20 protein-coding genes and 1 pseudogene are annotated in these 23,760 nt (G+C 35.3%); 5 read left to right on the top strand and 16 right to left on the bottom strand.

The window, feature by feature from the left end; translation table 11 throughout:
• Positions 1 to 21: 21 nt before the first annotated feature.
• The 8 genes and pseudogenes from gltX to VZL98_03130 all read right to left on the bottom strand — a co-directional run bounded on the left by gltX (position 22) and on the right by VZL98_03130 (position 12,576).
• On the bottom strand, positions 22 to 1,491 hold the full coding sequence (gene gltX / locus VZL98_03165) for a glutamate--tRNA ligase (protein ID WVH63970.1): 1,470 nt from the start codon (positions 1,489 to 1,491) through the stop codon (positions 22 to 24).
• A 14-nt stretch (positions 1,492 to 1,505) separates the two neighbouring features.
• The gene (locus VZL98_03160) at positions 1,506 to 3,167 is read right to left on the bottom strand and encodes a hypothetical protein (GenBank protein ID WVH63969.1); all 1,662 of its coding nucleotides are present in this window, start codon (positions 3,165 to 3,167) and stop codon (positions 1,506 to 1,508) included.
• An 18-nt stretch (positions 3,168 to 3,185) separates the two neighbouring features.
• Complete coding sequence (locus tag VZL98_03155; GenBank protein ID WVH63968.1) at positions 3,186 to 3,749, bottom strand: DJ-1 family glyoxalase III; 564 nt, start codon at positions 3,747 to 3,749, stop codon at positions 3,186 to 3,188.
• A 42-nt stretch (positions 3,750 to 3,791) separates the two neighbouring features.
• Complete coding sequence (locus VZL98_03150) at positions 3,792 to 5,405, bottom strand: hypothetical protein (GenBank protein WVH63967.1); 1,614 nt, start codon at positions 5,403 to 5,405, stop codon at positions 3,792 to 3,794.
• Between the two features lie 112 nt (positions 5,406 to 5,517).
• A pseudogene (gene uvrA / locus VZL98_03145) lies at positions 5,518 to 8,365 on the bottom strand (excinuclease ABC subunit UvrA).
• Between the two features lie 34 nt (positions 8,366 to 8,399).
• On the bottom strand, positions 8,400 to 10,370 hold the full coding sequence (gene uvrB / locus VZL98_03140) for an excinuclease ABC subunit UvrB (protein ID WVH63966.1): 1,971 nt from the start codon (positions 10,368 to 10,370) through the stop codon (positions 8,400 to 8,402).
• A gap of 270 nt (positions 10,371 to 10,640) precedes the next feature.
• Complete coding sequence (locus VZL98_03135) at positions 10,641 to 11,150, bottom strand: rhodanese-like domain-containing protein (GenBank protein WVH63965.1); 510 nt, start codon at positions 11,148 to 11,150, stop codon at positions 10,641 to 10,643.
• A gap of 214 nt (positions 11,151 to 11,364) precedes the next feature.
• Positions 11,365 to 12,576 (bottom strand): S41 family peptidase, encoded by a 1,212-nt coding sequence (locus VZL98_03130; protein ID WVH63964.1) that lies wholly within the window; start codon positions 12,574 to 12,576, stop codon positions 11,365 to 11,367.
• A 197-nt stretch (positions 12,577 to 12,773) separates the two neighbouring features.
• Between VZL98_03130 and VZL98_03125 the strand changes: the two genes are divergently transcribed.
• The 4 genes from VZL98_03125 to VZL98_03110 all read left to right on the top strand — a co-directional run bounded on the left by VZL98_03125 (position 12,774) and on the right by VZL98_03110 (position 15,272).
• Positions 12,774 to 13,148 carry a GntR family transcriptional regulator gene (locus tag VZL98_03125; protein ID WVH63963.1) on the top strand — a complete coding sequence of 125 codons (375 nt, stop codon included), beginning with the start codon at positions 12,774 to 12,776 and terminating at the stop codon, positions 13,146 to 13,148.
• Positions 13,149 to 14,003, top strand: coding sequence for an ABC transporter ATP-binding protein (locus VZL98_03120; protein ID WVH63962.1), 855 nt, complete (start codon positions 13,149 to 13,151; stop codon positions 14,001 to 14,003).
• A gap of 361 nt (positions 14,004 to 14,364) precedes the next feature.
• Positions 14,365 to 14,586, top strand: a complete 222-nt coding sequence (locus VZL98_03115) for a hypothetical protein (protein WVH63961.1) — start codon at positions 14,365 to 14,367, stop codon at positions 14,584 to 14,586.
• Positions 14,586 to 15,272 (top strand): hypothetical protein, encoded by a 687-nt coding sequence (locus VZL98_03110; GenBank protein ID WVH63960.1) that lies wholly within the window; start codon positions 14,586 to 14,588, stop codon positions 15,270 to 15,272. Before VZL98_03115 ends, VZL98_03110 begins: the two co-directional genes overlap by 1 nt.
• A 74-nt stretch (positions 15,273 to 15,346) precedes the next feature.
• On the opposite strand, the gene VZL98_03105 is transcribed toward VZL98_03110, so the two are convergent.
• The 8 genes from VZL98_03105 to ftsE all read right to left on the bottom strand — a co-directional run bounded on the left by VZL98_03105 (position 15,347) and on the right by ftsE (position 22,929).
• Complete coding sequence (locus VZL98_03105; GenBank protein WVH63959.1) at positions 15,347 to 16,525, bottom strand: DUF438 domain-containing protein; 1,179 nt, start codon at positions 16,523 to 16,525, stop codon at positions 15,347 to 15,349.
• Complete coding sequence (locus VZL98_03100) at positions 16,526 to 17,722, bottom strand: MBL fold metallo-hydrolase (protein WVH63958.1); 1,197 nt, start codon at positions 17,720 to 17,722, stop codon at positions 16,526 to 16,528. It lies immediately after the preceding gene.
• A gap of 17 nt (positions 17,723 to 17,739) precedes the next feature.
• Positions 17,740 to 18,384: a DUF542 domain-containing protein gene (locus VZL98_03095; GenBank protein WVH63957.1), complete on the bottom strand. Its 645-nt coding sequence runs from the start codon at positions 18,382 to 18,384 to the stop codon at positions 17,740 to 17,742.
• A gap of 79 nt (positions 18,385 to 18,463) precedes the next feature.
• Complete coding sequence (locus VZL98_03090; protein ID WVH63956.1) at positions 18,464 to 19,168, bottom strand: Crp/Fnr family transcriptional regulator; 705 nt, start codon at positions 19,166 to 19,168, stop codon at positions 18,464 to 18,466.
• Between the two features lie 11 nt (positions 19,169 to 19,179).
• A complete protein-coding gene (locus VZL98_03085; GenBank protein WVH63955.1) occupies positions 19,180 to 19,833 on the bottom strand; it encodes a YoaK family protein in 654 nt (217 codons plus the stop codon).
• A 50-nt stretch (positions 19,834 to 19,883) separates the two neighbouring features.
• Positions 19,884 to 21,335 (bottom strand): C39 family peptidase, encoded by a 1,452-nt coding sequence (locus VZL98_03080; GenBank protein WVH63954.1) that lies wholly within the window; start codon positions 21,333 to 21,335, stop codon positions 19,884 to 19,886.
• 17 nt (positions 21,336 to 21,352) lie between these two features.
• Positions 21,353 to 22,255, bottom strand: coding sequence for a permease-like cell division protein FtsX (gene ftsX, locus VZL98_03075; GenBank protein ID WVH63953.1), 903 nt, complete (start codon positions 22,253 to 22,255; stop codon positions 21,353 to 21,355).
• The gene (gene ftsE / locus VZL98_03070) at positions 22,252 to 22,929 is read right to left on the bottom strand and encodes a cell division ATP-binding protein FtsE (GenBank protein ID WVH64534.1); all 678 of its coding nucleotides are present in this window, start codon (positions 22,927 to 22,929) and stop codon (positions 22,252 to 22,254) included. The genes ftsX and ftsE overlap by 4 nt, the downstream gene beginning before the upstream one ends.
• 265 nt (positions 22,930 to 23,194) lie before the next feature.
• Here ftsE and VZL98_03065 point away from each other — a divergent pair, with 265 nt between their 5' ends.
• Positions 23,195 to 23,749, top strand: a complete 555-nt coding sequence (locus VZL98_03065) for a 5-formyltetrahydrofolate cyclo-ligase (protein WVH63952.1) — start codon at positions 23,195 to 23,197, stop codon at positions 23,747 to 23,749.
• The last annotated feature ends 11 nt before the right edge of the window (positions 23,750 to 23,760 follow it).

Genomic DNA, 23,760 nt, shown 5'->3' with positions numbered 1-23,760 from the left:
AGATCAATTAAGATTCACATATTATTTTAATCCTTCCAATCTTTTTATGAGCTTATCTTTACCAAGCAGTTCTATTACATTTACCAGTTCAGGTCCATGAACCTTGCCAGTTAACAATGCTCTGACCGGCATAAATAGATCTTTTCCTTTGATTCCGGTTTGTTTTTGAATCTTCTTCATAACCGTCTTGGCAAATTCCAAATCCACCTCTTCTATACCTGAAAGTTCCTCAATGAAAGCTGAAGCCAGGTCTGAAACATGGTCTTTTGAAGAATACTCAATAGCATCTTCTTCAGTTATCTCTACCTTATCTTCAAATAGGAAAGCTGCTTGTTCTGTTATATCCATAAGTCTATCCAAGCTCTCTTTAAAAGTCGCTGCCAATAGATTTAATTTTTCCTGCGGATAAGCATCGTCTATCATTTTCGCTTCCTGTAGATACGGTTTGATTTTGGAAGCTAAATCTTCATCTGACATTTCCCTTATATAGTGAGCATTTACCCAGTTAAGCTTATCTCTGTCAAAGATTCCGCCGGTTTTCGAAACTCTATTGAAGCTAAACTGCTTAATCAATTCATCCATGCTTAGAATCTCATCATTGCCTTCAGGAGACCAACCTACAAGCGCTAAATAATTTACTAACCCTTGAGCCGTGTATCCCTGATTGATGAAGTCATCTACAGAAACATCGTCATTCCTCTTGGATAATTTCTTTCTAAACTTGTTTAGAACGGTTGGAAGATGAACAAATACCGGGGTATCCCAACCAAATGCTTCATATAGGTAAACATGCTTAGGCGTAGATGGTAACCACTCATCACCTCTAACTATATGGGTAATCCCCATCAAATGATCGTCTACTACAACAGCAAAATGGTATGTTGGAAAACCGTCAGACTTTATAAGTACTTGATCGTCCATATCATTGGTGTTTATAACAATCTTTCCCTTAACCAAGTCTTCTACAACAATATCGGTGTTTACAGGAAGTTTAAGTCTAATGACATATTCTTCGCCATTTGCTATTCTTTGTTTTGCCTCTTCAAGGCTGACAGATCTACATAGTCCATCATATCTCGGTATAATTCCATCGGACTTTTGCTGTTCCCTCAAATTATCTAATCTTTCTTTAGTGCAGAAACAATAGTAAGCATGTCCTGATTCTAATAGCTTTTCAATGTATTCATCATATATTCCCTGACTCTGTCTTACAGACTGAATATAAGGTCCACAATCACCTTTTTCTACTACTTTTCCCGATTCGTCAAGAAACACACCTTCATCGTATTCAACTCCTGCCCACTTTAATGAATTAATCAAGTTTTCAAGAGCGCCTTCTACAAATCTGGTTCTATCAGTATCTTCAATTCTAAGAATGAACTTACCACCATTTTGTCTTGCAAATAAATAATTATAAAGCGCAGTTCTTAACCCGCCTATGTGAAGATATCCCGTTGGGCTCGGTGCAAATCTAACTCGAATATCTGACATATCAAACACCTCCGTTATTTTTTCCAATCATATTCCTTATTAAATCTATCAATCATATCTGCAGATACTATACCATTTATTGACGAATAGTCCGCACTTATTGAATCAAATTCTTCTTTTGTTTTTATTTTATACCAGTCTAAATGATGTGTACTGTATTCATTTATCATATTACTATTTTTATAATTAAAGAAAATTTTTCTATAGCGCGTTGGCATTAGTCTTCTAATTATATCCTTGATAGTGTTTTTTATCCCACCATCCGGATTACCGGTGCGCGTCGTTCCAATTGCTTGTCTTAAAGCTTTTTGCTCCACGGTTACAATTTTATAGTGTAGTCTTCTATGATATCTAAGCTCAGGCACTACAGTTTCCCATGCCTCGAATACAGTTCTGTTCCATAACATCATATGCCATCTGTAGCCAAAAAACTCATATACTCGAACTGCATTAGCAATCATTTTGCTCTGTTTTTCTTTCCAGTCAAAGTACTCATAATATGATATCATCTCATCTCTACCGGCATCTTCTTTTGGATTTATCTCTTTAATTATGGACTTTAATATCTTCGTATACTCACTGCGACTTCCATAAAAATTCTTGTTAATGGCAACTTCTCTAAACAATTCTTCAGCCAGGTATTTTATATCAAGTTGATTTGCCTTAATAAATACCGATGGGATATGATCACCATGTATAAAGTCGCCTGAATGACCGGGACAGAATATTGCATTTTCCGGAATCATATTATGCTCTTTAAAATACTTAACTGCATGATAATCTTGGAAATGAGGCGTTGAAACCAAATTAGAAGAATACGCAGAAAACTCTTTATATTCATCGGACAAATACCATTTTCTCCAGTCGACTTCATCAAAAGGAGCGAAAATCCATTTATATCCCAGGTGTTCAGCTATTGACTTGGATACTCCTGACTCTGCATTGTCTTTTATTCCATAAGAGTAGCAGATTACATTTTCATAGCCGATACTCTTTAAAGTATGAGCTACAATCCTGGAATCTTCCCCTCCCGATAATGGAATCATTATCGTATTGCCGTCAGCTAGGTCTACCAATCTCTTCGCAGCGATTTTATATGCGTTTACAACTCTGTCAATTGAAGCCTGTTCAGATTGGTCTAAATCATTTCTATACTCAAATCTCATGTATTCATCTATTTTAAGATTTTTCGATTTCAAGTCAAAATATAGATACTCTCCGGCTGATAGCGAATATAAGCCATCTACGAGTGTATTATTTGCCCATGTACATCCCGATAATTCAAATTGAGTCAATGCTTCATTATTGTATTTTACAGTTTTATCATCCAATAGTTCATAAGCCATATCAGATACTTCTACAGAATCTCCTCTATCCGTATAGAATATAGGTATGCTTCTGATATTGTCGACAGCGGCAAAAATATAATTCTCATCTTCAATTATGACTGCAAACTGTCCATTTAAAAGATTTACAGTATTCAGTATTTCTTCCAGTGATTCACTATTATTCAATCTTTCTAAGATGGTATCCGTAGATACACTTTCATTAAACAGGTCTTTGATTAAATCAGACTCATCACCTGTCCAATCGCACATTGGATTTTGATAAAAACCCTTAATATAGACTTTACCGTGTTTTTCCCATTTAAATGCTTTATTGTTTACTAATTTCATATGCCTCCAATTAATGTACTAGATTTTAAAAAGCGGAAATAATAATCCTTCTGAAACCTTATTTTTTTCCTCTTCACCCAGTAGTTTTTCAACGATTTCAAGAGCAAAAACCCCTGCTGTTGCAGGACCCTTTGAAGTTATTATATTATCGTCTACTACGACGATTTCATCAACTATTGCAGCTGATTTTAATTCATCTTCAAGTCCCGGATAGCAAGTTGCATTTATTCCTTTAAGAACCCCGGCTCTTTCAAGTACCATAGGACCTGCACATATTGCAGATACCAGCTTCCCGTCATCCGACAAGAATTTTATCATATCCAGGATTTTGTTGTTTGCCATTAAATTATTAACTCCACCCATGCCACCGGGAACTGCAATTCCGTCATAGTAATCCAAAGATTCTAAATCTCTTAGCTTAATATCTGCCTTTACCTTTATTCCATGTGCTCCCAATACTTCTTTATCATCATTTAATTGTAGAGTAACGACTTCAATATTCGCTCTTCTCAATATATCAATTATAGAGATAGCTTCAATTTCTTCAAAACCTTCTGCCAATGGAACAATAATCTTTTTCATATCTACTCCTTTTCAAAAATAAATACCAAGTCCTAGGTTGATTTATAAACTGTGATCATGCTCTTTAAAGAAGTCTCTCAAATACTTAATCGATTGAACGCCTGTAATGCTTGAAACACTTTCCTTAAACCTCTCAAACTCTCGTCTGCTTATTATATTATACCAAAGTAATGGATGCTCGTCATATGCATTGGTGAGAGCTTTGGATTTATTTAAAAAATTAATTTTTCGATAGTATTTAGGGAATCTTGCTCTAAATTTATCCTTTAAGTTAGGTACCAGAGATCTTCTCATGGACTCCGGCTTTATGCCCACAGCTTCGATAAGTTCTGAATTGTAAATCATATCATATTCGTGCTGTAGTGCAGTTAAATACCTCATGTCGTTTGGGACCTTTGACCAGAATTTTATTATATTCTTTTCAAGTTGGATATTTCTCCAAACATACCCATACATCTCATATATTCTCCTGGAATTTGACAGATGCTTACCTACTCTTTCTTTCCAGTATGCATATTTAAACTTCCAAACTATGGATTTTTTCTTAAATTCTTCACTTCCACTATGCCTCATAAATATATCATCAATGTATTCGTTCATCAACTGATAGTCTTTTCGATTCCATTTTATATTGGAAGCAATCTCTCTCATAATCTCGTAATTCAGATTATCTTCACCCAGTTTGGACTCATCCAGGAATATCTTTGGAAGAAGATCTCCTCTAAGAACTCCGGTGAAACATACATTAATGAATACTGCATTCTCCGGTACTATTTTTCTTTCGGTCATGGTTTTAACGGCTAGATATTCTCCAAGATTTGGAACAGTTACATATTGCGATGCATAGTCTTTATATTTCTTATAGTCTTTTCCTGTGAACCATTTATACCATTCAAAAGCATCGTATTCGATAAAATACCATGGATAACCGTAATACTCTGCGATTTTTCGTGCCTCAGGAACATCAGAATTATTTCTGCCACCGTAAGTATAGCAAACTACATTTTTAAAACCCAGTTCCTTAATCTTACCGATTAGTACTCTCTGCCACCAACCTGAAGTCAGTGGAACAACGATTGTTCTATCCTTCAGTGGAAGTAAGCTGTTAGCAACAGCATTTGTATATACCTCATTCATCTCTTCAACTAGTTCAGACAGTGTCGCAGTGGAAAATGGTTCTTTATCAAAGTCCATATACTCTTCAATAATTAGCTCTTCACTGTTCTTGTCATAGAAAAGCATTTCTCCACAGCCTAAGGTTTTTATATCCTCGAATAGAGTTCGATCTCCAAAAGTAGTACCTGATATTCTAAGCTCCCTGACCGCAATATCATCTACCTTAGGTTCTTTTATAAAATTCAATATGCCTTTTATAGAATCTGAAATTACAAGTGTATTATTTATACTCGAATAATATAGTGGAAAACTTCTATTAAAGTCTACAGCTGCAACTATAAAATCTTCTGATTCTCTCAGCATCGAAAACTCACCGTTAAGAGATCTCAAATAATTTTTATAGCCATCTATATCTGTAATGTTTAACAGATCCTCAATTATAAGTCTATGATTTAAATCGGTTTCGTAAAAATACCCTTTTAGATAACACTCTAAATATTCATGCCATCTGAATGCATCATTTCTAGATAACAGTATCATATCCTCACTCCTATTTATGTAAGCCGACCACAAATGGTCGGTTTATTTTCAATAATATTTTATCATATATACTAAAAGCATCCTAGAGATTTAGCTAAATAATATAAACTATCTACTTTGCTTTTTTATATAATTCTTCTCTCTCAAATTCTTTTTTTAGGAATTGGCCGGTATATGATTTTTTATTCTTGGCAACCTCTTCCGGTGTCCCGGTGCAGACAATGCGTCCGCCCATATCGCCGCCCTCCGGTCCTAAGTCTATAATATGGTCGGCAGTTTTAATTACATCTAGATTGTGTTCGATAACGACTACTGTATTCCCACCGTCTGCCAATCTGTCCAAAACATGTATAAGCTTGTGGATATCAGCAGTGTGAAGCCCGGTGGTCGGTTCGTCTAAGATGTAAATCGTCTTTCCCGTCGGTCTTTTACTCAATTCCGAGGCAAGTTTAACCCTCTGAGCTTCCACCTCCGGACAACTCCGTCGATGATTGTCCAAGTTTTATATACCCCAATCCAACATCGAGTAGAGTGCTCAGTTTCTTATGAACAGATGGAATATTCTCAAAAAACTTAGTAGCTTCATCAATCGTCATATCGAGTACTTCTGAGATATTTTTACCCTTGTACTTGACCTGCAAAGTTTCTCTATTATATCTCTTACCCTTACAAACTTCACAGGGTACATATACATCAGGAAGAAAGTGCATCTCAACCTTAATTGTTCCATCACCTCTACAGGTTTCACATCTGCCGCCTTTAACATTAAAACTGAATCTTCCCTTTTGATATCCTCTCATCTTTGCATCGGGCGTCATCGCAAACAAATCCCTAATGCCGTCAAATACCTTAGTATAAGTTGCAGGATTTGACCTAGGCGTCCTACCTATAGGAGATTGGTCTATCTCAACAACTTTATCCAGTTGTTCTATCCCTATTATCTCCTTATGTTCTCCCGGTCTGACTTTAGACTTGTAGAGCTTTCTGGCAAGGCCTTTTTGAAGTATCGAGTTTATTAAACTGCTTTTACCCGATCCTGAAACACCTGTAATGCATGTAAAAACTCCTAGAGGAATTTCCACATCTACATTTTTTAAATTGTTTTCTCTTGCACCTTTTATCTTTATTTCACCGGTCTTTTTTCTATGAGATTTGGGTATGGGTATATGTTTTCTGCCGGATAGATAAGCTCCTGTTATAGAGTTCTTGTCTTTCAATATCTCATCATAAGTTCCTTGAAAAACAACCTCGCCACCGTTTACTCCTGCACCCGGTCCAATATCTACAATCATATCTGCCATCCTCATTGTCTCCTCGTCATGCTCAACTACAATCAGAGTGTTTCCTATATCAGTTAGACCTCTAAGTGATTTTAAAAGCATGGCATTATCCCTTTGGTGAAGTCCAATACTGGGTTCGTCTAAAACATATATGACACCTACAAGACTGGATCCGATTTGAGTTGCCAGTCTTATCCTCTGAGACTCTCCGCCCGACAGTGAACCTGCTGATCTGCCTAGTGTTAAATAACCAAGACCTACTTCGTTTAAGAATTTCAGCCTTTCTACAATCTCCTTTAATACTAAATTCCCAATTGCCATCCTTGTATCATCCAATTTTAAATTTTTAAACCAATCCAGGGACTTAGTTACCGGCAATTCTGTAACTTCTGCAATATTTAAATCCCCTACTTTAATAGATAATATCTCAAGCCTCAAACGTCTACCATGGCAACTTGAACAGGTTTTCTCTACCATGTATTCATCAATCTTATCTTTCATATAGTCTGAACCGGTTTGTTTATACCTTCTATCGAGGTTTGGAATTACCCCTTCCCAAACACCTACAAAATGTCTGTTACCCGTATAATGAGACTCAAAACTGAATTCAATTTCTTTTTTTCCTGTTCCGTAAAGTATCTCATCTATCATTTTTTTAGGTGCTTCACTAATTGGAGCATCCATAGAAAATTTATGATTTTTTGCTATAGCTTTAAAGACTTCATAGTAATAGGTACCGTCTTTAGAGGTGCTGAAAGGATCTATCGCACCTTGGTTTATAGACAAATCCGTATCCGGAATTATCAACTCAGGATCGATCTCTAGGTGAAAACCAAGACCATTACAATCGGGACACATACCATAAGGACTGTTAAATGAAAAAGACCTAGGTTCAACCTCTTCTATTTGAACATGTCCATTTGGGCAAGCTAACCTCTGACTGAAAGTAATCAGTTCACCACCGATTACCTCCACCTTTACAATTCCATCTGTCAGTTTCAGCGCAGTCTCCAAGGAATCACTAATCCTTGAATCTATACCGTCCTTCACAACTATCCTATCCACTACTATATCTATATCATGGCTTTTATTCTTTTCCAATTTGATTTCATCCATCAAATCGTACTCTTCTCCGTCAACAATTACCCTATTGTAGCCCTCTTTTTTTATATTTTCAATTAACTTAACATGCTCACCTTTTTTTCCTCTTATAATGGGCGCGAGTATCTTAAGTCTGGTTCTCTCAGGCAATTCGGTTATGACATCTACCATTTGATCCACTGACTGTGATTTTATCTCCTCTCCACATACCGGACAATATGGTATTCCTACTTTAGCAAATAATAATCTCAAGTAGTCGTAGATTTCTGTTACCGTACCAACTGTTGACCTCGGATTCTTGCTCGTAGTCTTTTGATCTATGGAAATCGAAGGGGAAAGACCCTCGATGTATTCTACATCGGGTTTATCCATCTGTCCCAAGAACTGTCTGGCATATGAGGACAGCGACTCGACATACCTCCTCTGCCCTTCGGCATATATGGTATCAAAAGCAAGCGAAGATTTTCCCGATCCCGATAGTCCTGTAAGGACTATCAACTGATCTCTCGGAAGTTCCAAATCTACAGACTTTAGATTATTCTCCTTAGCTCCCTTGATTACAATTTTATTTATACTCAATTAATTTATACCTCATTCCTTTTACATTACAATATCAATCTATCTTAAACAGACTCTTTAATTTCTTAATCTCGTCCCTTAAGTTTGCAGCTCTTTCAAACTCAAGAGTTTCTGCTGCCCTATACATTTCCTCTTCCAGATTTATAATGATCTTACCTATATCTTCCAATCTAAACTCTGAGTCGTATTCTGTTTCATCTTCAGCTGCTACCGTAGCTTCTATAATCTCTCTTACCCCTTTGACAATAGACTTAGGAGTAATTCCGTGTTCTTTATTGAATTGGTCTTGGATCTCACGTCTTCTTGCAGTTTCATCTATCGCCAGCTGCATGGATCTGGTAATCCTGTCTGCATACATGACAATATGTCCTTTGACATTTCTTGCAGCTCGACCGACCGTCTGTATTAAAGAAGTTTCCGATCTTAAAAAGCCTTCTTTATCGGCATCTAGTATTGCAATAAAAGATACTTCAGGTAGATCCAGTCCTTCTCTAAGCAGGTTTATCCCTACCAGTACATCGTATTTTCCAAGTCTTAAATCTCTTATGATTTCCATTCTTTCAATAGTCTGAATATCCGAGTGCATATAGGTTACTTTGATGCCCAGTTCCTCAAGATACTTAGTCAAATCTTCAGCCATCTTTTTAGTTAGAGTAGTTATTAAGGTTCTCTCACCTGCAGCAGTGGTTTTGTGTATCTCAGCTATCAAGTCGTCTATTTGGTTTTCAGTAGGTCTGACGTCTATAATCGGATCCAATAGTCCCGTAGGTCTAATCAGCTGCTCAACTATAATATCAGTATTTTCATACTCATAAGGTCCTGGAGTTGCAGACACGAAAAGCACTTGATTTATCATTTTTTCAAACTCTTCAAATTTCATCGGTCTATTATCAAGAGCAGAAGGAAGTCTAAAACCGTATTCTACCAAATTCTCTTTCCTGGCTCTATCGCCATTGTACATAGCTCTGATTTGAGGTATGGATACATGCGACTCATCTATAATCATCAAAAAGTCATCCGGAAAATAGTCTATAAGAGTATAGGGTTTGCTGCCCGGTGCTCTGCCGCTCAGATGTCTGGAATAGTTCTCTATCCCTGTACAAAACCCCATTTCAGTTAACATCTCTATATCATATCTCGTCCTTTGTTCCAGTCTTTGAGCTTCAAGTAATTTGTCTCTTTCTTTAAAAAATGCAATTCTCTCTTCAAGTTCCTCTTCAATCGATGCTATCGCTCTTTTTATCTTATCCGGAGTCGTTGCATAATGAGACGCCGGAAAAATGGATATATGGTTACGGTACCCCAGTACTTCTCCGGTTAAATAATTTATTTCAGTTATTCTATCTATCTCATCGCCAAAAAACTCAACTCTTACGGTATTCTCGTCAGTCGATGCCGGAAATATGTCCAGACTGTCACCGCGAACTCTAAATGTACCCCTGGTAAAGTTTATATCATTTCTCACGAATTGGATATCCACCAATTCTCGAATGACATCATCTCTATCTTTTACCATTCCAGGTCTTAGAGATACCATTAAGTTCTCGTAATCTATGGGGTCTCCAAGTCCATATATGCAAGATACCGATGCTACAATAATTACATCTCTTCTCTCAAAAAGCGCTGCTGTTGCAGAGTGTCTAAGCTTGTCTATTTCTTCATTTATTGACGAATCCTTTTCTATATAGGTATCTGTCATTGGCACATATGCTTCAGGTTGATAGTAATCATAGTAACTAACGAAGTATTCTACAGCAGAATTTGGAAAAAACTCCTTGAACTCGCTAGCCAATTGGTAGGCCAATGTCTTATTATGAGCGATAACCAAGGTAGGTTTTTGTACTTCTTGAATTATATTCGCCATAGTAAAAGTCTTACCGGATCCGGTAACACCTCTAAGAATTTGAGCTCTTTTTCCTTCCCTTATTCCATTTGAAATAGCCTCAATAGCTTGAGGCTGGTCTCCTTTAGGTGCAAAACCCGATTCTATTTTAAATTTTTCCATTATTTCCTCCATATAAACCATATGACAGTTTCAGAAATACTAGTTCATTCATACATAAATATTATACCATAAGCGATACATTGTATAAAGACGATAGATATTTACAGTGATTAGATGCATTGAAATAGATTTAATAAGAAAATAAATCTATAAAAGGTCTTTTTTTAACCTATTATAATAATATATCTTGTAGTATTTATAATTCAATTAGTATAACGCAATAAAAAAGGAGCTATCCATTTTAGAATAGCTCTCAATTTTAGTACTAAATTATTCCATTAAAGCTTTATATTCTTCTCCACCGGCTTCCCACTCTTTCATACCGCCTTCAAGAGTGTAGACATTGTCCTTATTAAATCCTATGGCTGCCAATGCGTCAGTAGCAGCTTGAGCGTATGTCTTACCGCTATAACAAACAAGTACAACTTTTGTGTCATCTTTTCCTGTTTCGCTACCTGTAGCTTCTTTTAATGTAGCTTTCATTTTTGCTATACCGTCTTCTTTGTCGCCTTCTTTGTTGGCTTTATCCATATCTGAACCAAAGGATCCTTTTAAGTGACTTTTTTGGAAATCTTCGTCTTTTCTTACGTCAAGTATAAGGTACTTGCCGTCTCCTTCCATATCAGTCTTTAAGTCGCCAACTTTAATATACTGCATTGGATTTGCAGGAGCTTCAGGTGCTTCAGATTTCTTTTCTTGACCACATGCAACTAAAAGCAGTGACACTAATAACATCATAGCAATAAGTAAAATAGTGTTTTTTCTAGTTCTCATTTTCATTTAATTCCTCCTGTTTTTTTATTAATGTGTTTAGCACACTAGGTTAATTTTATATTAAAACTCATATAATGTAAAATAGAATAAGTTAATGAAACATGCGAACTTATTAAACTTCTTTATAAGTGAAACTGAATTTTAAATAAACTTTAAATATGGTCTAATTTGTGCACAAAAAAACCTTAAAGCATATTTTCTAATGCCTTAAGGTTTTATATTAAATCTTATTTTGCAATACTTCTATTGCTTTTTGTAATTGTACATCTTCAGAAAAATTTTCAGGTCCCATAGGTGTAGATGCTTCAGGCATTTCAACAATGGTATCTGGTGTTACTCCTACTCCATTGATTTTCGTGTCATTAGGAGTATAGTATTCGGAGATAGTCAGCTTGTATCCCCCATCATTTAGAGGGAATATCCTTTGGACAATACCCTTTCCAAAAGTTTGTGTCCCTATAATTTCACCACGATTAAAGTCTTTAATCGCTCCGGACAGTATCTCTGATGCAGATGCCGATCCTTGATTAACCAATACAACCAATGGTATATCTTCCATTTTAGCATCAGACATCTCCTGTGACCTCTTTCCATTTCTATCTACAGTAGAAACAATAGTCCCCTTTGGTAGTAATATGTCTGATATTGTAACTACTGAATCAAGCAGTCCACCCGGATTATTTCTCAAATCGAGTACCAGCCCCTTCGCTCCGTTCTCTTTAATAGAATCTATTGCATCTTTAAAATCCCCTGCTGTATTCTCATCAAAAGATGCAATACTTATATATCCCAAATCTCCTTCAAGCATCTGACTTTTAACAGAATCTATTTTAATTATCTCTCTAGTAATAGATACTTCAAAATCCTCATAATTTCCGTCCTTGTCTTCTCGTCTTATGGTTAATGTAACATCGGTTCCGGGTTCCCCTCTCATGTGATCGATAGCTTTATCCATATCCACTGCAAAATACGTTTCTCCGTCTACCATAATTATCTTATCTCCGGTAAGAAGTCCTGCTCTTTCACCCGGTGTGCCTTCTATAGGAGATACAACTGTTATATATTCCCCATACATGGCAGACACCACAACTCCTATTCCTCCAAATTCACCACTTGAATCCTCTAATAGTTTATTAAACTCACTTTTCGTGTAGTAAGAGGAATACGGGTCGTTAAGAGCTGCAAATAAACCTTTATATATGCCTGCTTCTAACTTTTCTTCATCAATATCAAATAAGAAATCCTTTTTGATTTTTTCAGTCAGATAATTGATCTTATCAATTTTATCCTTATTTTCCATATAGTATTTATACTCTTCACCTGTTAGGGTCACAGAGTTATCGCTATTAACTTTCACCTGCGAGCCAGCACAAGAAGTTAAAACTAAGGCTGCAAGTATTAGTGCAAAAATTTTCGTAAATTTATTTTTCAATTCATCACCTCATTATTAGAAATAAAATTTATATAGACCATTTAAATACGAGTATTGTAAATGCCCCTTCTTGTAAAAACTCCTCCTTATATTATAGAACAAAGAACTTATATATACAATTAATTTACTTGACAAATAAAAACATACCGTATATACTGTATATAGTTAATATACACAGTATATACGGAGGTGGTTTTTTGAAAATAATATTGTCCAACACCGCTGGAGAACCGCTCTATGAACAGATAAAACACCAGATTAAAGCTCAAATTCTAAGCGCAGACCTCTCAGATGGTGAGCTTCTACCATCTATCCGGTCATTGGCTAAAGATTTAAGAGTTTCAGTAATAACTATTAAAAGAGCTTATGATGAACTCGAGGCCGAAGGTTTTATTTATTCCATGCCGGGCAAAGGAAGCTTTGTTGCACCTCAGAACCCTGACTTACTAAAAGACAGGACTATGAAGCTCGTTGAAGAAAAACTGTCTGAAGCATTGAGTGTTTCGAGGCAATATGGATTATCCGATAAAATGGTTCTTGAGATTTTACAATTGTTAATGGAGGACGAATAGATGTTAAATATTAATAATTTAAGTGGCGGCTACAAAAAGTTTCAGTTGAAAGATATAAGTTTACATCTACCTAAGGGTTATGTAATGGGCTTGATCGGTGAAAACGGCGCGGGCAAGACCACATTGATTAAACTTATAATGGATTTAATTAAAAGAAAAAACGGTAAAATATACGTCGACGGCTTTGACAATATAGATGATGGAGTAGAAGTCCGAAAAAGAATAGGTTTCGTGTATGACGAAACTCCCTTTTATAAAAACCTAAAACTAAAAGATATGACTTCAATTATTAGGAGGTTTTATCCTGATTGGAATCAAGATAAATACTCTAGACTTATTAAATCTTTTGGTCTTGATGAATCAAAAAAGATTATGGAGCTATCCAGAGGAATGTCTAGCAAGTACATGCTTGCTACTGCACTTTCTCATGGTGCAAAGCTACTCATATTAGACGAACCCACATCCGGCATTGATCCTGCTTCAAGAGTTGAGATGCTCGATATACTAAGAGAAGAGCTGGAAGATGGTGAAAAGTCTATTCTATTCTCTACTCATATAACTACGGACTTGGAAAAAATAGCGGATTATATAACGATGCTAAAGGATGGAAAAGTTCAATTTTCAGGTAGCAGGGATGATTTTATAGATAGTTATCATATTATAAAATGTGATCCTAAGATCATTGACGATCAGCTCCTTTCCGGTTTTATAGGACATCGAACTACAAGCTTAGGCTTTGAAGGGCTCACTGATAATGATGATTTGGTTTCCATATTAAAATACAATTCCGTTATCGAACGACCGAGCATGGATGATATTATGTACTTTTCTAAAAAGGGTGATTTATGTGAATAATCTTTTCTATATAAATTACAAAATAATAACCAGAACAATTAGATCTACTCTAATTTTTTTATTATTCACTCCAATAATTATGATTTTGTTGACCAAAAATATTGCTGTAACTATCTTTGCATGCTCATGCCAATTAAGTCAATATTTGAACTCTAAAATCATGGAGGAAAAAGATACACTTTTTAGCATGTCTCTGCCGATAAGCAAGTTTAATTATAGTATGAGCATATTTATCATCGATATGCTTTCGATACTCCTTGGCTTGTCTATAAGTCTGGCTTTATCGTATATAGCCCGTTCTCTACTTCTCCAAATTGTTATTAATATGGGAGCAGTATTGACAGGGATCGCCTTGACATTGTTGGTCTTATTAATTAGAAATATAGCCAAGAAGTTTCTAGCCCACAAAATCTATGTCGGAGTATATAGTGGTAGTATGGGACTTCTTTTCGGACTAAGCATTTCTACTTCACTACATGGAAATTATTCCATCAACCAATCATTACAATTTGGAGCAATAGTAGTTTTTATGCTTGCAGCACTGTATTTTCTCACCTTAATGTTCAAACAGGAGGTAAAATGATGATTAAACTTATATATAAAGACTATAAAAGATCAAAATTTCTTTTATTCATATATACACTCAATATTTTTACAGTTATGTTGATAATGGCGTTTAAACTACCTGCTATATACAAAGGTGATTCTCCTTTAAAAACTTATAATTTACTTACAATTTTATGCTTTTCTCAATTGCTTTTTTTGTATCTTTTTACAATTAAGTCAAACCTGTATGAATTAATAGATACTACCAGCATAAAGTTTATAAAGTCGCTGCCAATAAGCAGTAGAATTCTTATAAGGGGTAAATATCTTACAAATTTAATATTTTTAGTAGGTTTTATGTCCATTTTTATACTGGGGATTATTACAGTTCAAATCATCTCAGGTGTAAGATATAACTTAAGCATATTCATGCTGTTAATAGGCACATTTCTTTTTATCATGAGTTTAGAGTCTTTTCTTTTAATAGGTTTTGGTAAGAAATACTGGAATTTCTCTTACTTATTACTGAGTATACCCTGGATTATAAATATTATTAAGCCCAAGTTTATTTCAGATTTAGTTGATTATATAAGTAATAGACTAACAGATGATTACCTAATTATACTATGCTATTGCACTATTGGACTATTGTTCTACTTTATCAGTTTTAAACTGGTTCAGAGACGATACTCACATTATTCAATTTTAAATGAAAGCGAATAATAAAAAAGAGAGAACCAATTAATGACACTTGGCTCTCTCTTTATTACTTTTTCTCTAGATTTAGAATATTAAATCTAGTCCATAAGAGTTTTATTTCCCTCAAGACTTCTGAGTTCTGAGATTTCTTCTGTGGTTTCAAGCACTCCCAAGTACTCACCCTTAGGATTTCTAATAGCATAGTATCTAATGAGTATAAAAGCTCCGCCTCTTTGAATCCAAAAGCTTTCACTGTCTTTTTTTCCGGATTTAAAAGCTTCTATCAATTTCTCTACAGCATCCAAACTCTTAGGTGGATGACAGTCCGCTACACGTCTACCTATTATCGTTCTCGTTCTAGGAAAAACTCGATTCTCCTGCTCACTAAAGAAATGGACTTTGTCATCTGCACCGACAAATGTTATATCGCATGGAAGAGAGTTTAAAACCGCTGTTAATTCTTCGGTTTCAAAATATCCACTGGGAAGCCTGATGCCTCCTAATTGAACTCCCTCGTTCTCAGCACTGCCCCCTTTTAGCCATGCATTGGCATCCGATGGAGTTGCTCCTTCGATATCTCCTGTAAATACATAGCCGATCTGAGGACTCTCACCGGCAACTACTTTCCAGTCTGCTTCTGTTAGATTATGAATTAAAAGAGGTGTAAGTATTTCATTTTCTTTCATAATCATCCCCTTGACTTGACTGATTAGTTCATCGCATTTTTCAGTCAAATCTTCTCTACTAATTTCATCTATTTTTTCCATAAGGAATTTTATTTTAGCACGGATTTCATCATCTACACCCCACATAACTTTCGGAGGTGCCGTTATTCCTTCTCTTTCTAAATACGGAAATAACAGATTTTCTTTTCTGCTGTAGTGAAGATCGTTTTTTGATAGTTTAGCAAGCAAATATTTTATTTTTTCTCTATCTTCACTTCCACTTTTTATCTCTTTGAGTTCAGGCATAAGTTCACTGTCTATGAATTTTTCAATTCCACGATTTTCAGCTTTAAAAACTTCCAATGGATGTCCCATTTCAAATCCTTCAGAATCATTTATGACTTCACCTTCAAAAAGACTTGCATGTACATCGCATAATCTTTGTATCTCTTCCACCGGCATTCCACCAGCTATCAGAAGTCTTTCTGCTTCAGCAATTTCTGAAGCCGGAACATCTTTAAAAACTTCTTTGAATTCGTTTTTTACACTATCTACACTTTCTCCGTCGTGGAGTCTTTTTATTATACTTTTTAAAAATTCTGATCTGTTCATCTAGTCCTCCTGTGATAGTAGGCTACTGACTAATTCAGGTACTTTTTCAAAATCTGATTCATCAGGATTCCACATTGATTTAATATTGACATCAGATACTTTAAATCCCGCATCTTCAAGCTTTTCTACCAGTACCTGCACTCCTTCACCACTCCATCCATAACAGCCAAAGGCTGCTGCTCTTTTATTTTTAAACTTTAGTGATTTTAGAAAGTGTAGCCATCCTGCTACGGTTGATAGTATATTATTTCCAACCGTTGGAGATCCAACAGCTATTGCTTTTGATTTAAAGACTTCAGTCATTATTTCATTCTTATCGGTTTTAGCTATATTGAATACTTTAACAATTGTGTCAGGACTTTGCTTCGATACTTCTCTGGCTATCTCATAGGCAATCTTGGTAGTGCCTTCCCACATGGTATCAAAAACAATAGTCACTTGATCTTCACTATAAGCATCAGCCCACTTGGCATATTTTTCAACTATTTGAAGTGGATTATCTCGCCAGATAGCTCCATGACTCGGTGCAATTATATCTATTGGGACCCCAAGTCCGACTACTTCTTCTATTTTCTTACTTACAAGTGGAGAAAACGGATTCAATATATTGGCATAGTATTTCATCGCTTCTCTATCAAGTAAACAAGGGTCTGCTTTGTCGTTAAATAATTCTTCTACAGCATAATGTTGACCAAAAGCATCATTTGAAAATAGTATATTATCCCCGGTCATGTACACTGCCATACTGTCAGGCCAGTGAAGCATTTTCATCTCAACAAAAATTAAGCTCTTGCCATTGCCTATGTCTAAACTGTCTCCGGTTTTAACTACATTAAAATTCCAATCCTGTTTACCATATTGTCCTTCCAAACTCTTAATGGCATTAGCTGTACAGTAAATTGGAGTCTCAGGAATTAATTTCATCAAGTCCACTATCGCACCGGAGTGATCTATTTCCCCATGGTTGATAATTATATAGTCTATTTCTTCTAAGTCGATTTCACTTTTCAGGTTTTCTATAAATTCAAACCTATGAGGAGCCCAAACCGTATCTACCAAAATATTTTTTTCTTCTCTAATCAAGTACGCGTTTTGGCTGGATCCATTCATAATCGAGTAGTCATCACCATGAAAACTGTCCAACTCCCAATCGATATATCCTACCCAGTCAACATTGTTTTTTACTAATTTTTTCATTTTTTTCTCCTTTCTTTTTATTTAAGGAATAATACGCTGTTTTCTAAGAATATGTGTTTATGGATATCGTCTTGTAGGTCTTTCATTAGTTTGAAACAGTACTCATAAGTATTACAACCGTCGTCAGGTGCAGTATATGAGTCGGTAATTTTTTCAAGCTCCTGTAATAATTCCCCAACTGTTTCATGTCCGTCGATTAATTTTTCAAAGTCTACATATTCACCATTGATAAATGGTGGAAAGTACTTTTTCTCTTCCTCATAAAAGTGTGGAACCAAATCTGCTTTAATTCTCAAAAATAAGCTATAAATATTTGTCAATTCCTCACCATGAGTACTATAGTGAACATTAATTAAGGTTTTAAGAAAGTCGTCAATCTTATCCAGCAGTTCTAATTCATACTTATGATGATATTTTATAATATAGTCCACAAGTTCTTTTTTATCCAAGTTTAAAGCTGAATCCAAGTTTTTATCTTCGCTTTTCTGTTCGCTATTTAGTATTCTTAGATAAGAATTTATGTCCAAGTTCTTTTCGTTTAGAGCATCTTCCAATGATCTATGTCCACCACAACAAAAGTCTATTCCCGTGTCAGAAAAAATCGATACTATATCAGGTTTTTGTTTAATAGAATCCGCAATCGTCATGTCTTTTGTTATCATTATAGATACCTCCTAAATATTTGTCTGTTAATTATATTGTATATAAATAAATAAAAAAAACATTGACCTAAATCAATGTTTAATCAATTTCATCTAAATATTCGAGGAGTTTATTCCGATTTGCGATTATAATTTTACTTTTACCTTTTCTCTTAATCAAACCTAAACTTTGCAGTTCGCTTATTTTTCTACTCACAGTTTCTCTTCTAAGGTTTATACTGGCTGCAATATCATCTACAGTCAGTTCTATTTCTTCATCGCTTAGTCTGCTTTTCCTATATAGCAGAAAGGCAGAAAGTCTTTTAACTGCATTGTTCTCGGAGAGAATTTGCACCATTTCGTTTGCTTCACTTAATTTCTTACTCAGAGAAACTATTAAGTTAATAGCAGCTTCCGGTCTTTTGGATAGTAGATTCGTGAAATTTTCTCTACTAATCTCACATATACCTACGCTACTTAAACAGGTTACATTGTATTGGAAAACCGATTGTTCCAAGAACAAATTTTCTCCAATGCTGTCTCCTTTTGTCAGTATATCCAGTATATATTCCTTGCCTTCTGCATCATAATTGTGGAGTTTGACTTTTCCGTTTCTGATTATCATTATGCTATTTGCTCTACTACCTTGCAAAATAATAGAATGCCCCTTCTTATAATCCGTATGAATGGAGGTACTCGCTAAAAATACTTGATCTTCATGATCAAGACTGGAAAATAATTTTACATCTACAGTGCATAATCCTAGATTACAATTACAAGCTTTATCACTACAATTTTTTTGCATATACTTCTCCTTTAATTTTCGTAATCATAGCCGATTCTAGTGGTTCTATGCAGTCCGTAGGCAACTATAATATAGAGTATAGATGATAATGGCATCAAAATATTATGATTGTAAACTTCTATGATTGCCGCTACTATCCCACCGAAAACAAAGCTGCTCATACTGAAGATATAAAATACAAATCTCTCCGGCGATGCTTTTCTCCTAAGTATTGCCGCTAATTCAAGAGCTGCTTCAGTCAGGTATCCGGTCATATGAGTAAATCTGACTCTTACACCTTTGTACATTGCGAAAGCACCATTTTGTATGCCCATGTAAAAAGCCAGCAAATATGGAAGTATACTCTCAAATCTATGGTAGACTACGATTAATGCCAGACCTTGAACGAGTAATATCCATTTATACCTGTTTCTAGGTGTTCTAAACTCTCTTTGATTGACCATTCCTATTAATAATGATCCCATAAAAAACAAAATAAGTATACTGCTTAATATTTGTACCCTTCTTAAGTCGCCCAAAACCAAGCCTTTACCTAGATTGGACAGGTTTCCTGTGTAATGGCTCACAGTAACTCCACATTCGATTATACCTTCTACATTTACATATCCCGCTAAGAAAGTAAGTACCATTATCATCCATCTATGTATAATAGGTCTTTTTTCCATGTTCTTCTCCCTAAATTAGTGTAATAAAAAAACTGCCATTTGGCAGTTTTTTATTTATTAATAATCCAAGCTGATCTCATAGGTATAAATACTTGATCTTGGGTGTGGCTAACTGCCGAATGCCCTCTCGACCATGGATCTGCTACAGTAATATTTCCTGAACTTGTAATGCCTGTCAACACTATAAAGTGTCCGCCATATGTCCAGTAATTACCTAATGCATTATTTTGACTAGCTATTACCAGTGCTCCATTTGATAGCGCTTCGATAATCTGAGCTCTATTGCTTGTTTGAACACAGCTCAAACCATATGCACTTGCTGCACCCGGGAATAATGACCAATATGATCCGCCGTCTCCAGGCATTACATGACCGTTATTTGTTGCGAAATTGGCCATTTCTATTGGTGAAACAGTGGTATCTGTCATAGAACTTAGTACCATAGCCATAGAAGTAGGTCCACAGCCATTTGCTGCGATTGTACCTAGCCAACCATTACCGTATGATGCACTGCCCCATGGTTCTTCTCTTTGGTTATAATAAACTATATTACCATCGAAAGGTTTAAAATTAGTTTGAGGTACATAGTTTCTACTAGATGTGTCTATAGAAGATAATCCTGCAGTTTCATTTACTAACGCTTCAGTTGTAGATTCTGCAGCCGCAAGTCTTAGTCTTTCTGCTTCAGCCTCGGCTGCTCTAGCTCTTTCAGCTTCTTCTGCTGCCTTTCTCTCGGCTTCTTCTCTTTCAAGTCTTTCTTTGAGTTGAGTTTGAAGATCTGCTATTTCTGAGTTAAGATTAGACACAATTCCTTCAAGTCTATTAATCTCGTTAGCAGCTAAATCTTTATTATTTTGAATAATTGCAATTAGGTCTCTTTGATCGTTTATCTTGTCCATCAATTGAGCTTCTTTGACTTTATAATTAGCCATTGCTTCATCTCTGGTCGCTTTTTCGCCTTTAAGACTTATGCTTACTTTGTCTAGAAGTTTTTTAGTGTTTTTCATGTCTTCGATTAGCTTTTTATCATATTCCGCTACTGATTTCATCGTAGTAAGTTTAGACAAAAAGTCGTCGACATTATCAGATGATAACAGTACAGATATGTATCCGCTGTTTCTGTTTTTATACATTACCGCTAATCTTTTCTTAAACAGATCAATCTGACCTTCGAGTTTAACTTCCAGTTCTTGTTTCTTCTTTTCATTATCAGCAATAGACTTTTCAAGTCTGTCAATCTCTGCTTGTAAAGCATCAATTTCATCCTTTAGTGCTTTTGCTTCTTCGTTTAGTCTTTCTAAACTATCAAAAGCATAATTCAAGTCCTGATTTGCTTGTTCTATTTGGTATCTTTGATTTTGAATTAATTCATTAGCGCCTTGTATTTCGCCTTGTTTTGCCTCGATTTGTTCAAGTTCGGTCGCCATTACCGTAACCGCCGAGAACATTATCGAGCCGGCTAAAGCTAGAGCAATAGCCCTCTTTCTATTGAAAAACTTCAATTCATTTTCCTCCATCCTTATACTTTGAGATACTTCTTCAGAGAAAATACCGAGCCAACGGTCCCTATTACCACTCCCAAAGTACAAAATATAATTAATAAGTCGGTTCTTAGAAACTTAGGTTCAATTAGATAACTTGATATTAGCGTGTAAATCCTTTCATTAAATCTGTTATAGACTAATTGATAAGAATAATTAGTCACTAAAAATGCCAATACCGCACCAATTAAACCGAAGATGACACCTTCTATGATAAATGGTCCACTGATCATACCATTCGAGGCGCCTACATACTTCATTACCTCAATCTCTCTACGTCTGGCAAGTACAGTTAGTTTAACGGTATTTGATATGACGAGTATTGAGATAACTATGAGGATTATAGTAACTATCAATCCACCGACTCTTACATAATTTGCAATTTTAACTAATTTATCAACTGCGTCCTGATAATATACTACATTGCTCACCCCGTCAAGGTTTTTTGCAAACTCGACTATTTTATGTGAGTCTTCAATGTTTTCTACAGAGACTACAAAGGATCTTTCCAAGGGATTGTCATGCTCTAAACCTTCAAGTATATAAGCATCTTCTCCCCAGATTTTTTTCATCTCTTCAAGAGCTGCATCTTTTGTCTTAAACCTAATGCCTTTAATACCCTCTTGAGCTTCCAAGCTACTACCTATCTCGCTTACTCGCTCTTCGGTAACTTCATCCTTTATATATAATTCTATCTCATCAACCTTTGTCTGCACGTCTTTAAGGAGCACATTCATCGTCAATGCTGCAATTAAAACTATTCCAAGTATTATGGATACAGCAGAGATTGAAATGATAGAAGCTAATCCCATAGATTTATTCTTCCATACTCCGGAAAATCCGGTCTTTATAACGGTAAAAAACTTTCTTATTTTTCTCATCGATAAGTACCTTCCATTTCATCACTTACTATACTTCCATTTTCCAAGTGGATTACTCTTTTTCTTAGCTTATCGACTATTTCTTTAGAATGCGTAACCATTATGACTGTAGTTCCTGATTCATTGATCTTTAATAATGAATCCATAATTTCCCATGATGTCTCCGGATCCAAATTTCCGGTAGGTTCATCGGCGATCAATATTTTAGGATTATTCACCATTGCTCTGGCCATTGACACTCTTTGTTGCTCGCCACCTGATAATTGCAATGGATAAGATTTTTCTCTATGGCTTAAGTTAACTAAGTCCAAGACTCTTTTAATTGATTTTTTAGATTCCTTTTTTGAAACGCCCAATATATCAAGGGCAAATTTAACATTTTTATATACATTTCTATCTTCAAGTAGTCTAAAGTTTTGAAATACGACTCCGATATTTCTTCTTATTGCAGGGATTCTCCTTGCTCTTAAATAGCTGATGTCCTGCCCATTCAAAATGACCTTGCCGGAAGTGGGATCTTCTTCTTTAAGCAGTAATTTGATGATTGTAGTTTTTCCTGCTCCGGAAGGGCCAATCAAAAAGACAAACTCGCCATCTTCAATTGTAAAAGAAACGTCGTTGAGTGCGTCAATTCCTTTGGAATACTTTTTACTTACGTTTTTAAATTGTATCAGATATATCACCCCAACACTTCTTAGGATAATTATAACATATAATATGATTTTTTCACCTTTTTAGCCTAAAAAGTTACAAATATGTTACAAATGTAAAAAAATTGAAACATTTCAAATCCCTTAATTCTCCGATAACATTTATAATATCACAATCTATTTTATTACGTTTATTAAACAAATCATGCTTATGCATATGTAAAACTACAATCATTTTATCTTTACAATTATTATTATACATACTATACTTATTAAAGGGTGATCCTATATGGTAAAAAGAAAATTAAGAAAAGATTTAATGGACCGAAGAAGCTCTTTATCCGATCAGGATAGAGCCGAACTCAATGCAAAGGCTTTGGAGAATTTTCTAAATAGCGATGAATATGCTAACTCTAATGATATCTTTGTATTTGTAAGCTTTGGAGATGAAATTGATACACATGAACTTATCAGAAATATGTTAAGAGACGGTAAGAATGTATACATCCCTGTTACTTACAAAGGTTCAGCTAAAATGAAATTAAGTAAATTAACAAATTTTGATGATTTAGTACCGGGACATTATGGAATACTATCCCCTAAACCGGGATTTGAAGAATTTGTAGACCATAATATTGTAGATTTGGTTGTAGTACCAGGTTTAGCTTTTGATAGAAGAGGTCATAGGGTAGGTTATGGTGCAGGATATTATGATAAATTTTTTGCCGATCTAAGCATAAATCCCAAAAAAATAGGTTTTGCTTATGATTTTCAAATTTTAGATTCATTACCTGATGATGAACACGATGTACCTGTAGACAAAATAATTACCGAACTGACTTAGGATTGGAGGAA

The organism is Peptoniphilaceae bacterium AMB_02, assembly GCA_036321625.1.
Lineage (GTDB): Bacteria > Bacillota > Clostridia > Tissierellales > Peptoniphilaceae > Microaceticoccus > Microaceticoccus formicicus.
The sequence above is the reverse complement of the archived record's forward strand: the minus strand, read 5'-3'. Positions and strand labels throughout refer to the sequence as shown.